Origin of the sequence: Aquincola tertiaricarbonis (assembly GCF_023573145.1) — a bacterium.
Lineage (GTDB): Bacteria > Pseudomonadota > Gammaproteobacteria > Burkholderiales > Burkholderiaceae_C > Aquincola > Aquincola tertiaricarbonis_B.
In genome coordinates, this window is the sequence record NZ_CP097635.1 from 937945 (window position 1) to 950374 (window position 12430).

Here is a 12430-nt window from a genome sequence, read left to right on the forward strand (position 1 = left end):
GCGTGGGTGATGGTGTTCACTTCTTCTTCTGCGGCGGCAAATCGGTGCAATGCCCCTCGAAGACCTCGGCGGTCATGCCGATCGATTCACCCAGCGTCGGGTGCGGGTGGATCGTCTTGCCGATGTCGGTGGGCTCGCAGCCCATCTCCACGGCGAGGCACACCTCGCTGATCAGGTCGCCGGCATGGGTGCCGACGATGCCGCCGCCGATGACGCGGTGCGTGGCCTCGTCGAAGATCAGCTTGGTGAAGCCCTCGTCGCGGCCGTTGGCGATGGCGCGGCCCGACGCGGCCCAGGGGAACACCGCCTTGCCGTACTTGATGCCTTCGGCCTTGCATTGCTCCTCGGTCTTGCCGGCCCACGCGACCTCGGGGTCGGTGTAGGCGACGCTCGGAATCTGGCGTGCGTCGAAGAAGCTCGCCTGGCCCTGCGCGACCTCGGCCGCGACATGGGCCTCGTGCACCGCCTTGTGCGCCAGCATCGGCTGGCCGACGATGTCGCCGATGGCGAAGATGTGCGGCACGTTGGTGCGCATCTGCTTGTCGACGTTGATGAAGCCGCGGTCGGTGACGGCCACGCCGGCCTTGTCGGCGCCGATCTTCTTGCCGTTCGGGCTGCGGCCGACCGCAACGAGCACGAGGTCATAGACCTGCGGACCCTTCGGTGCCTTCTCGCCTTCGAAGGTCACCTCGATGCCGGCCGGCGTGGCCGTGGCGCCCACCGTCCTGGTCTTGAGCATCACGTTGTCGAAGCGCGGCGCGTTCATCTTGTCCCAGACCTTGACGAGATCGCGGTCGGCGCCCTGCATCAGTCCGTCGAGCATCTCGACCACGTCGATGCGCGTGCCCAGGGTCGAGTAGACGGTGGCCATCTCCAACCCGATGATTCCGCCGCCGACGACCAGCATGCGCGTGGGGATGCTCTTGAGCAGCAGCGCGCCCGTGGAGTCGACGACGCGCTCGTCCTCGGGCATGAAGGGCAGCTTCACCGCCTGGCTGCCGGCGGCGATGATCGCCTTGGCGAACTTGACCACCTTCTTGCTGCCGTCGGCAGCGACCACTTCGAGGTGGTGCGGATCTAGGAAGCTGCCAACGCCCGTGAGCACCTCGACCTTGCGCGCCTTGGCCATGCCCGCCAGCCCGCCGGTAAGCTTCTTGATGACGCCGTCCTTGAAGCCGCGCAGCTTGTCGAGGTCGATCTCGGGTGCGCCGTACTTGATGCCGTGGTCCGGCAGGTGCTTGACTTCGTCCATCACGCTGGCCGTGTGCAGCAGGGCCTTGCTCGGAATGCAGCCCACGTTCAGGCACACGCCGCCGAGGGTCGCATAGCGTTCGACGAGCACGGTCTTCATGCCGAGGTCGGCGCTGCGGAAGGCCGCGGAGTAGCCACCGGGGCCGGCACCGAGAACCAACACTTCGCACTCGACATCCGCCTTGCCGCCGTAGGTGGCGGCGCCGGGGATCGGCACGGCCGCCGGCGCGGCGGGGGCCGCGGCCTTGGCGGGCGCAGCCGGCGCGGCGGCCGGTGCGACAGCCGCCGCTCCCGCCGCCGCCTCGACCAGCAGGATCACCGAGCCTTCGCTGACCTTGTCGTTGACCTTGACCAAGATGTCCTTGACCACGCCGGCATGCGTGGACGGAATCTCCATCGACGCCTTGTCCGACTCGACCATCACCAGACCGGTGTCGACGGCGATCGTCTCGCCGACCTTGACCATCACCTCGATGACCGCGACATCCTTGAAGTCGCCGATGTCGGGGACTTTGACTTCTACTTGTGCCATGACTGCCGGCCTTTCAGAACATGATGCGCCGCATGTCGGCGAGCAGGTTGGCGAAGTGCACGTTGAAGCGCGCGGCGGCGGCACCATCGATGACCCGGTGGTCCCAGGACAGCGACAGCGGCAGCGTCAGCCGCCAGGCCGAGGTCTTTCCGTCGCTCGAATGCTGCTTCCAGTAGCTCTTGCACACGCCCATGATCGCGACCTCGGGCGCGTTGATGATCGGCGTGAAGTAGATGCCGCCGATGCCGCCGAGCGAGCTGATCGTGAAGGTGCCGCCCGACATCTGGTCGGGTTTCAACTTGCCGTCGCGTGCCAGCTTGGCGAGCTCACCCATCTCCTTGGTGATCTCTGGGATCGTCTTCTTGTCCACGTCGCGGATCACCGGCACCATCAGGCCGTTCGGTGTGTCGGCGGCAAAACCGATGTGCCAGTAGTTCTTCAGCACCAGCGCGTCGCCGTCCAGCGAGGCGTTGAACTCGGGAAACTTCTTCAGCGTCGCGACCGCCGCCTTCATCATGAAGGGCAGCATGCTGACCTTGACGCCCGACTTCTCGAGCTCCTTGTTCATCTGCACGCGGAACTGCTCGAGCTCGGTGATGTCGGCCTCGTCGTGCGTCGTCACATGCGGGATGACGACCCAGTTGCGGTGCAGGTTTGCCGCCGAAATCTTCTTGATGCGCGACTGCTCCTTGCGCTCGATGGGGCCGAACTTCGCGAAGTCGACCTTCGGCCAGGGCAGCAGGTCGATGCCGCCCACGCCACCGCCCGCGGGCGCTGACGCGGCCTTGGGGGCAGGCGCCGCCGCCGCGCCACCGCTCTGGGCGAAGGCCTGCACGTCCTCGCGCAGGATGCGGCCGTGGTTGCCACTGCCCTTGACGCGGCCGAGGTCGACGCCCATCTCGCGCGCCAGCTTGCGCACTGCCGGGCCGGCGTAGGCGAGCGCGAAGGCGGCTTCGTCGATGCCGCCGCCCGGGGATGCCGCAGTGGCCGCGGCGGCCGGTGCGGTTGCCGCGACTGAGGGCGCAGCAGCCGCCGGCGCCGAGGCTGGCGCGCTGCCGGTGGATAGCGCCAGGATGACACTGCCTTCGCTGACCTTGTCGCCAATCTTGACGCGGATCTCCTGCACCACGCCGCCGAGCGGGGCGGGAACGTCCATCGTCGCCTTGTCGGACTCGAGCGAGACCAGCGGATCTTCGGCCTTCACCGTGTCGCCGACCTTGACGTAGATCTCGATGACCGGCACGTCCTTGAAGTCGCCGATGTCGGGCACGCGCACTTCGGCCTTGCCGGCCGGTGCGTTGACGGGCGAAGGCGGCGCACTGATGCTGGGCTTGGCGGCCTCGGCCGGCGCCGCGCCGGCGGCGTCGAACTGCATGATCACGCTGCCTTCGCTGACCTTGTCGCCGACCTTGACCGAGATGGCCTTGACGACGCCGCCCTGCGGCGCCGGCACGTCCATCGTCGCCTTGTCGGACTCGAGCGAGATCAGCGGATCCTCGGCCTTGACCGTGTCGCCTACCTTGACGAAGACCTCGATCACCGGCACGTCCTTGAAGTCGCCGATGTCGGGTACACGAATGTCGATGCTCATGTTGCTGCGCCCCTTTTCAGACGGTCCACGGCGCGGCGCGCTCGGTGTCCAGGCCGTACTTGGCGATGGCTTCGGCCACCACCGCGGGCTTCAACGTGCCTTCATCGGCCAGCGCCTTGAGCGCGGCGACGGTCACGTAGAAGCGGTCGACCTCGAAGAAGCGGCGCAGCTTGACGCGGTAGTCGCTGCGGCCGAAGCCGTCGGTGCCCAGCACCACGTAGCGGCGGCCGGCGGCCTGCACGTATTCGCGCACCTGGTCGGCGTAGTTGCGCATGTAGTCGGTCGACGCGATGACCGGCCCTTCGTTGCCTTCCAGGCAGGTCTCGACCCAGCTCTTGCGCCGCGGCTCGGTGGGATGCAGCAGGTTCCAGCGTTCAGCGGCCATGCCGTCACGGCGCAGCTCGTTGTAGCTGGTGGCGCTCCAGAGGTCGGCGCTGACGCCCCAGTCGTCCTTCAGCAGCTCGGCCGCCGCAATCACTTCGCGCAGGATCGTGCCGCTGCCCATCAGCTGGACCCGCAGGCCCTTCTTCGCCTTGCCGCCGGCCTTGAGTTTGTACAGGCCCTTCAGAATGCCCTGCTCGGCGCCTTCGCCGGCATCGGCCAGACCGGGATGCGGGTAGTTCTCGTTCATCAGGGTGACGTAGTAGTACACGTCCTCCTGCTGCTCGTACATGCGGCGCATGCCGTCGCGGATGATGGTGACGACCTCGTAGGCGAAGGTCGGGTCGTAGCTGACGCAGTTTGGGATGGTGCCGGCGAGGATGTGGCTGTGGCCGTCCTCGTGCTGCAGGCCCTCGCCGTTGAGCGTGGTGCGCCCGGCGGTCCCGCCGAGCAGGAAGCCGCGCGCGCGCATGTCACCGGCCAGCCAGGCCAGGTCGCCGACGCGCTGCAGGCCGAACATCGAGTAGTAGATGTAGAACGGGATCATCGGCACGTTGTTCGTGCTGTACGAGGTGGCGGCGACGATCCAGCTCGACATCGCGCCGCCCTCGTTGATGCCCTCCTGCAGCACCTGCCCGTCCTTGGACTCGCGGTAGTACATCAGCTGGTCGGCGTCCTGGGGCTTGTAGAGCTGGCCGACCGACGAGTAGATGCCGAGCTGGCGGAACATGCCTTCCATGCCGAAGGTGCGCGACTCGTCCGGCACGATCGGCACGACGTGCTTGCCGATGTTCTTGTCGCGCACCAGCGTGCCCAGCATCTGCACGAAGGCCATCGTGGTGCTGATCTCGCGCTCGCCGGAGTTGTCGAGCAGGCGCTGGAAGCTCGACAGCGGCGGGATCGCGAGCGACGCCGAGGTGCGGCGCCGCTGCGGCAGGTAGCCACCTAGCGCGGCGCGCCGCTCGCGCAGGTACTTCATCTCCGGGCCGTCCTCGGGCAACTTGATGAAGGGCACCTTCGCCAGGTCATCGTCCGACACCGGGATCTGGAATCGGTCGCGGAAGCCGCGCAGCGCGTCGGCCGTCATCTTCTTGGCCTGGTGCGAGATCATCTGGCCTTCGCCCGATTCGCCCATGCCGTAGCCCTTCACTGTCTTGGGCAGGATCAGCGTCGGCTGACCGGTGTGCTTCACTGCCGCGGCGTAGGCGGCAAAAACCTTCTGCGGGTCGTGGCCGCCGCGGGTGAGCTTCCAGATGTCGTCGTCGCTCAGGTCGGCGACGAGTGCCTTGGTTTCCTCGTAGCGGCCGAAGAAGTGCTCGCGCACGTAAGCGCCGCTCTTGCTCTTGAAGTCCTGGTACTCGCCGTCGACGCATTCCTCCATCAGCTGCAGCAGCTTGCCGCTCTTGTCCTTTGCGAAGAGGGCATCCCAGCCACCGCCCCAGAGCACCTTGATGACGTTCCAGCCGGCGCCGCGGAACACGCTTTCGAGTTCCTGAACGATCTTGCCGTTGCCGCGCACCGGACCGTCCAGGCGCTGCAGGTTGCAGTTGATGACAAAGACCAGGTTGTCCAGGTGCTCGCGGCCGGCCAGCGAGATCGCACCCAGCGACTCGGGCTCGTCCATTTCGCCGTCGCCCATGAAGGCCCAGACCTTGCGCTGCGTGGTCTCGGCCAGGCCGCGGCCCTGCAGGTACTTCAGGAAGCGCGCCTGGTAGATCGCAATCAAAGGACCCAGGCCCATCGAGACGGTGGGGAACTGCCAAAAGTCGGGCATCAGCCACGGGTGCGGATAGCTCGAGAGGCCCTTGCCGGCGGTCTCCTGCCGGTAGCTGAGCAACTGGTCTTCGGTCAGCCGTCCTTCGAGGAAGGCGCGGGCGTAGATACCCGGTGAGCTGTGACCCTGGATGAAGAGCAGGTCGCCGCCATGCGTGTCGGTCGGCGCGTGCCAGAAGTGGCCGAAGCCGATGTCGTACAGCGTGGCGGCCGACTGGAAGCTCGCAATGTGGCCGCCGAGCTCCGAGCTTTCCTTGTTCGCACGCAGGATGATCGCGAGCGCGTTCCAGCGAATGATCGAGCGCAAACGGTGCTCGATGGCGCGGTCACCGGGCGACCTGGCTTCCTGCTCCGGAGGAATCGTGTTCTTGTACGCCGTGGTCAGCGACCGCGGGATATACAGGCCGTCCCGACGCGCCTGATCGACCAGGCGATTGACCAGCAAGTTCGCGCGCTCCTGCCCTCGGTGCAGTTCCACTGCCTTGAGTGCGTCGAGCCATTCGCCGGTCTCCGCAGGATCGGCATCGTCGTTCATGTTCATGGAGTCTCCTGGCGCCGGCGCCGTTCGGTCTGAACGCTCTCGGCAGGTCAATGCGAGGCGTGCGGCTCAACTGCCGCGACTCTTTTTTTGGATTCATCGAAAACGGGCAGATCGGCTGTGGCACCGTAGACGGCGATCAGTCCGGCCTGACTGGCTATCTGGTCTATCTGGTCTATCTGGTCTTACCAAACGGACCGGATAGTATCGAGACCTCTCCAGCAGTTCCATGCGGGTTCCCCCGCATGGCAGGCGGAGTTCACGTAGGAGCCTCTCGTGGCAAGCCAGCCGTCTTTCCGCGCCGTCGCGCATGTACGGCGCCCGCGCCTTTCGGACACGATCACCGACCAAATCGAGGACCTCATCGCCACCGGCAAGCTCAAGCCTGGCGACAGGATGCCCGCCGAACGCGACCTTGCGCAGCAGCTCGACGTGTCGCGCCCATCGCTGCGCGAGGCGCTGCTGATCCTCGAGAGCCGCGGCCTGCTGCAGGCCCGACGGGGCGGTGGCTTCAGCGTCACCGACGTGACCGCGCCGACGATCACCGATCCGTTGGTGCACCTGCTGCAGCGTCACCCCGAGACCGTTGACGACATCCTCGAACTGCGCCACGGGCTGGAGTGCGTGGCGGCCGAGTTCGCCGCCTTGCGCGCCACCGAGGCCGACGACAAGCGGCTGCGCGAGATCGTCGGCGGCATGAAGCGCCGGCGCGGACCGGTCGACCCGCTCGAAGACACCGATCGCGATGTCGATTTCCACATGGCGGTCGCCGAAGCCTCGCACAACGTCGCCCTGGTGCACGTGATGCGGGGCATCTTCAACCTCATGCGCATCAACATGCTGCGCTCCCGCGAGGCGCTGTGCCACCAGGCCGAGAACGTCACACTGCTCGACGAACAGCATGCCCAGATTGCCAAGGCGATCACCGCGCGCGATCCCGCGGCGGCGCGCGCGGCGGCGAACATCCACTTGAGCTTCGTGCAGGCGAGCCTGCGCGAAGCCGCCAGCAAGGGGGGCCGAAAGGCCGGCAACGGCGCCGCCGCACCAGCCCCGAGTCCGGCCCGCGCCCGCAAGCGCAGCGACGGTGACGCCGGTGCCTGATCCGGTCGGCGGTTTGGCGCCGGGCGATGCCACTGAATCGTTCGGTGGCTACGACCCGAGCGCGAAGCAGAAAGCGCGGGCCAAGACGGCGCGCATCCCGATCAAGGTGGTGCCCGCCGAGGTGCTGAAGAAGCCGGATTGGATTAGGGTCAAGGCGGCGACCCCGAATTCGCGCTTCTACGAGATCAAGCAAATCCTGCGCGAGCACAAGCTGCACTCGGTGTGCGAGGAAGCCTCGTGCCCGAACATCGGCGAGTGCTTCGGCAAGGGCACGGCCACGTTCATGATCATGGGCGACAAGTGCACGCGGCGTTGCCCGTTCTGCGATGTCGGCCATGGCAGGCCCGACCCGCTGGATGCCAGCGAGCCGGAGAACCTGGCCAGGACGATCGCGGCGCTCAAGCTCAAATACGTGGTGATCACGAGCGTCGATCGCGACGACCTGCGCGACGGCGGCGCGGCACATTTCGTCGAGTGCATTCGCCAGACGCGCGAGCGCTCGCCGGCGACGACCATCGAGGTGCTGGTGCCCGACTTCCGTGGGCGCGACGACCGCGCGCTGGAGATCCTGATGGCTGCGCCGCCGGACGTGATGAACCACAACCTCGAAACCGTGCCGCGCCTGTACAAGGAAGCGAGGCCCGGCAGCGACTACGCGTTCAGCCTAAACCTGCTGAAGAAGTTCAAGGCCCTGCACCCCGGCGTACCGACGAAAAGCGGGCTGATGGTCGGCCTCGGCGAAACCGACGAAGAGATTCTGGCCGTGATGCGCGACATGCGCGCGCACGACATCGACATGCTGACGATCGGCCAGTACCTCGCGCCGAGCGGTCACCACCTGCCGGTGCGGCGCTACGTGCACCCGGACACCTTCCGCATGTTCGAGCGCGAGGCAACGGCGATCGGTTTCAGCCATGCCGCCGTTGGTGCGCTGGTGCGGTCAAGTTACCACGCCGATCAGCAGGCGCATGCCGCCGGCGTGCCGGACGGCAGATCCGGGCGCAGTTGAGGCGAACGATGCGGCAAGTAGACCGCGTGTTACGACACCGCCAAGCAGGACGATCCTCGACCACTGCACCCGCTCCGGACTGACACGCGGATCGGCATCATTGCGCGCACCAGCCGCCGCTGCCGGGCGATTGGACGGTGGGAGCATCGGAGGGCGGCTCGGTCACAAACCGGACTTGCCGAGCGCGGACTCCTGAGCGTCGGTCGTTGAGCGCCTTGCGTGCCAGTTATTGAGCCTGAGCGGGATGGGCACGGAGCAGAGTGACCAACTCTCATTCGACTGAGGCCCAGTTTTCGAACTTCGGCTATCTCTATCTCCCGCTTTCGTGCTTTCAGTGTCGGTACCAGATCGCTGTCAATGAAAATCTCTACTACTCGTCGCCAGCCCACCCAGCAAGGCCGTCAGATCCTCGACATGCCCGGCGATCAGGTTACGCACGTCGCCATCGCGCTGCCAGGTGCCCTTCACCGCCATCAGCTTTGAACGCAGCAGCGGCCCGCGCAACTGCGCCTTGAGCTTGGGCCAAACGATCACCTGCACGCTGCCGGTCTCGTCCTCCAGCGACACGAACATCACGCCCTTGGCGGTCTCAGGCTGCTGCCGCACCGTCACGATGCCGCAGGCCCGCGCCAACATCCCGTCCGGCGAGTCGTGCAACTCGGCCGCCGTGCACCAACCTTGCTTGGCCAGCACCGGCCGAAGGATGGCCAGCGGATGGCGGCGTAGCGTCAGGCCCGTGGCCGCGTAGTCCCACACGACCTCCTCACCCTCCGGCGCAGCCGGCAGTTCGAGCTCTTCCTCGTTCACCGGCGCCTGTTTCAGCAACTGCGGCGCCGAGCGCTGCCCGGCGGCCTCCCAGACCTGCTGTCGTCGATGGCCAGCCAGGCTCATCAGCGCATCGGCAGCGGCCAGCAACGTCATCTCGGGGTAATCGGATTTTTCCTGCAAATTGACACGCTGACCAAGAAAAACTCTAACCGCGACAAGCACTTGCAAAATCGGTTCTCGCGGACCCGTTGTGCTTTCGGTGCAGATTGACACGCTGCCACCTGCCCCAGCCGTTCACACCGCCGGCGCCTCGAACGCCCCACCTATCTGCTTGGCCCGGCGAAGATCGTCCGAGTGCAGGTACATCGAAGTGGTGGACAAGGACGCGTGCCGCAGGTTGTCTCGAACGGTCGTCAGCTCCGCCCCGCGCTGAAGCGCATGGATGCGTGTGTGTGGCGCATCCAGTGCGGCGTGGCCCGCCGCAGTTTCTCGGCCAGTGCCGGATTCGTGTCGGCCAGGACATCGGCCGTTTTGGCGAAGAACCTCTTCACGATTGCCCACAACCGCTTGGACGTGATGCCGACCTCGCCATCGAGGCTGCCGAGCAAAGGCGTGGCGGGGTTCCACTTGCCCGGCGTCACGGGAAGGCCGCGCTGTGCCAGATTCCGGGCCAGCACCCCACGCGCCAGTCCAGGCAGCACCACCTTGCCGGCCTTGCTGCCCTTGCCGACCACGTGCAACCAGTGATCGCCGTGCGCATCGACCTCGATCGATCCCAGCGTGGCGTGCACAAGTTCGCCGGCACGCAGCCCCGTGCTGTAGCTGAAGTCGATCAGGAAGCGAAGCCTTTGGGCTGCGCCCGGCTGCCAACCATACGACCACTCCAGCCCCTCGGCGGCAGTCCTCACCAGATTCCATTCCCCCTCGGAGAAGGCTCTCGTCGTGTCCAGGGTCGTCTGCCTGGCGCCGCGGACCTTGATGCCGGCGAAGGGATTGGCCAGCACGTACCGCTGCTCGATCAGCCACCGGAACATCGAGCTCAGCACGGACAGCGCATAGGCCCTGGAGCGCGTGGACAGGCCGCCAGCGAACGGCCGCCACTCGGCGGAGTGGCGAGGTGACGCCGGCCCCACCCAACGCTGCCTCGGCGTCGGTTGCCGCAAGAAAGCCCGGTACGCCACGGCGTCCTCGGTGGCCAGCGAGGACAGGGCCACGCCGCGCTCGACGATGGCCCACAGGATCAGCCGCTCGGCTTCCTTGCGGTAGGCCCGCTGCGTGGCGGGGGCTTCGTGCAACGACAGCCAAGCCTGGACCGCCTCGTAGTCGTTGTTGGCCCGCAGGACGCACGACGCGCGCGGAGCACGATACAGGCCCATGCTGCCGTCGACCTCCTCTGGTACGACGAGCTTCTCCCAGGGGACCACATCCGATGGCGAGCTGGTTACCAGCAGCGCGCGAGCACGGTCAGTCAGGTCTTCATGCGCAGCGAAGAAGGCTTTGATCCGGCGCGCACCGGCCACACCAAGGCCGTCGATGTCGACCCACCAACGTCTGCGGCGAGGTACCCGAAGCGTTAGGTCGGCCAGGGTCTTGATGCCGGACTTGCGTAGTACTGCGGCGACGCCGGGCTCGAGCCAGTCGTCGATTGCGTCGCCGATCAGGGGGACGGGAACGGCTGCGCTACGGAGCTGTTCGACGGCGGCGGCCACGGCGCGCGCGGCCGCGGGGCCTTTGCGGGCAGGTCCCGTGAAGAGCTTTGCAAGGTCATCACGGTGGCGCGACCTGGCGAAGGCTGCGATGTCGCGGCGGATCGCTCCGATGACGCCCCGTGAGGATTGACCGGCCACGCGAGATTCACCGAGGTACCTCGTCACCGCATCTTTCGAGGCCAGACCCTCATGCCAGGCCCGCAGCGCCGCAAGGGCCGCAGAGTCAGGCAGTGACAGCGATGCTGCGGTTACAGACAGACCGGTTTCCACGCAGATCAGTTTACTTCACTGGCAGTGCTATGCCGATAAGGTTAGTTATCGGCATAGCGTTGACAAGAGTCCACTTGCTCAAGGCTTGCACCGCCGGTTTCGGGCTTTGGGCGCCCTTGGTCAGCAGGGGCGGAGATGGCCGCGGCCGTCACATCTTGCCCTTGCCAGCTGTCTCCATTTGCCGCATTTGCTCGGTTGGTCGGATTTGCTTAGAATCTGCCTATGAGCACCGATCTCAGCACTCCCGTCCTGCTGCGCCGCATCGCGCAGCTCGAGGCCACCGTTGGGCGCCTCAGCGAAGACCTCGGCACTCTGCGCACTGCGGTCAGCAAGCAAGGCCTGCAACTGCCAAGGACACAAGGCGTTCGAGCCCGAGTGGCGCACGCCGACTCCACTGCCGCGGACAACCCGCATGCTCAGGCTACCGGTGGCCTAGCGGGCGCCACCGCGCGCGGCGAGGCAGCGCGTGTCCAGTGGGTCAAGGATGGCTTCGTCGTACCGGGTGAGCAACTCGCGCATGCCTGGGGGCTCACCCGTCAGGCTTTGGCGCCGGCCGCAGACCGGGGTGAGATCTTCGCGGTGAAGGTCGGCAATCGGCTGTACTACCCGCAGGCATTCCTCGGGATGGACCGCGAGGCCGTGGCAGCCATTTGCCGCGCGCTCGGTGACCTCGGCGCCAGCGAGAAACTGATGTTCTGGCTGCGCGAGCACGGCGCCCTCTCAGGAACAAGCGTTGCTGCCGCGTTGGAGGCGGGGACTGCCCTGGCCAAGGTGGAGCGCCTGGCCGCGGCATGGGCGCGCGAGCGAGGCGCCTCGCGTGTCAGTGCGGCTGCCTGATCTCGGTTCCTTCGAGGATCTGCTTCCACCTACCAGGATCGATGTCGCGTCGCTCGTGCGGCTGAGCCGGCATCCGGCTACCGAGCCGTTCTGGTCGGCCGGCGTCTACCGTTTCGACGATCCCGATCCTGGCAGTGCCGACGCGTTCGGCACCTGCTACGCCGCCAGCACCATCGAGGTAGCCTTCGCCGAAAGCGTCATCCATGAGTGCGGGCGGTTCGTCAGAGGCAGCTACGAGGTGCCGGCCGCAGAACTGACCGAGCGCTCGGTCGTACGGTTCGCCTGTGAACGGCGCAAGACGCTGGTACTGGCTGACCTGACCGGTGCAGCACTCAAGGCCCTGGGACTGAACAACGACATCAGTGCATCCGCCGACTACACGGCGAGCCAGGCCTGGGCACGGGCGATCCACGGCGCGAGTCTGCGCTGGGATGGAATCCGGTACGTGTCGCGGCAGATGAACAAGGGCTTCGCCTACGCCATCTTCGAGCGCAGTGGGATGCACAAGGTGCGAGCCGAGAAGCTCAAGGCGCGGCAGGTCGATGACCTGTGCGATCGGTTCAACGTCACCGCGGTCTGACGGCGCCACGGTCCGAACGCGAAGGTCGGCGATCTGGTGTACACCGGCCGTTCGTCGGCGAAAACCAGTCGGCTCCACTCGGCCATTCGC

The 12430-nt window shown here is 66.5% G+C and carries 7 protein-coding genes and 2 pseudogenes; 4 read left to right on the forward strand and 5 right to left on the reverse strand.

Annotated features, from left to right (window positions below):
* Nucleotides 1-16: 16 nt before the first annotated feature.
* From lpdA to aceE, 3 genes are read right to left on the reverse strand one after another with little or no spacing between them, the layout of a single operon-like run.
* Nucleotides 17-1783, reverse strand: a complete 1767-nt coding sequence (gene lpdA, locus MW290_RS04410; RefSeq protein ID WP_250196588.1) for a dihydrolipoyl dehydrogenase — start codon at nucleotides 1781-1783, stop codon at nucleotides 17-19.
* Between the two features lie 13 nt (nucleotides 1784-1796).
* Entirely contained in the window at nucleotides 1797-3374 is a 1578-nt protein-coding gene (aceF, locus tag MW290_RS04415; protein ID WP_250196075.1) for a dihydrolipoyllysine-residue acetyltransferase, read from the reverse strand.
* A 16-nt stretch (nucleotides 3375-3390) separates the two neighbouring features.
* Nucleotides 3391-6069: a pyruvate dehydrogenase (acetyl-transferring), homodimeric type gene (gene aceE, locus MW290_RS04420; protein WP_250196076.1), complete on the reverse strand. Its 2679-nt coding sequence runs from the start codon at nucleotides 6067-6069 to the stop codon at nucleotides 3391-3393.
* A gap of 273 nt (nucleotides 6070-6342) precedes the next feature.
* On the opposite strand from aceE, the gene MW290_RS04425 reads away from it, so the two are divergent.
* Nucleotides 6343-7167, forward strand: coding sequence for a FadR/GntR family transcriptional regulator (locus MW290_RS04425; protein WP_250196077.1), 825 nt, complete (start codon nucleotides 6343-6345; stop codon nucleotides 7165-7167).
* On the forward strand, nucleotides 7160-8176 hold the full coding sequence (lipA, locus tag MW290_RS04430) for a lipoyl synthase (RefSeq protein WP_250196078.1): 1017 nt from the start codon (nucleotides 7160-7162) through the stop codon (nucleotides 8174-8176). The genes MW290_RS04425 and lipA overlap by 8 nt, the downstream gene beginning before the upstream one ends.
* Before the next feature lie 354 nt (nucleotides 8177-8530).
* Here the strand turns inward: lipA and MW290_RS04435 are convergent.
* Both MW290_RS04435 and MW290_RS04440 read right to left on the reverse strand, forming a co-directional pair.
* Nucleotides 8531-9109: pseudogene (locus MW290_RS04435) on the reverse strand (OB-fold nucleic acid binding domain-containing protein); the annotation flags it as partial.
* A 129-nt stretch (nucleotides 9110-9238) separates the two neighbouring features.
* A pseudogene (locus MW290_RS04440) lies at nucleotides 9239-10923 on the reverse strand (site-specific integrase).
* Between the two features lie 222 nt (nucleotides 10924-11145).
* Between MW290_RS04440 and MW290_RS04445 the strand changes: the two are divergent.
* Together MW290_RS04445 and MW290_RS04450 are read left to right on the forward strand one after the other, a co-directional pair.
* Nucleotides 11146-11760: a hypothetical protein gene (locus MW290_RS04445; RefSeq protein WP_250196079.1), complete on the forward strand. Its 615-nt coding sequence runs from the start codon at nucleotides 11146-11148 to the stop codon at nucleotides 11758-11760.
* Nucleotides 11741-12340, forward strand: a complete 600-nt coding sequence (locus tag MW290_RS04450) for an RES family NAD+ phosphorylase (RefSeq protein ID WP_250196080.1) — start codon at nucleotides 11741-11743, stop codon at nucleotides 12338-12340. The genes MW290_RS04445 and MW290_RS04450 overlap by 20 nt, the downstream gene beginning before the upstream one ends.
* The last annotated feature ends 90 nt before the right edge of the window (nucleotides 12341-12430 follow it).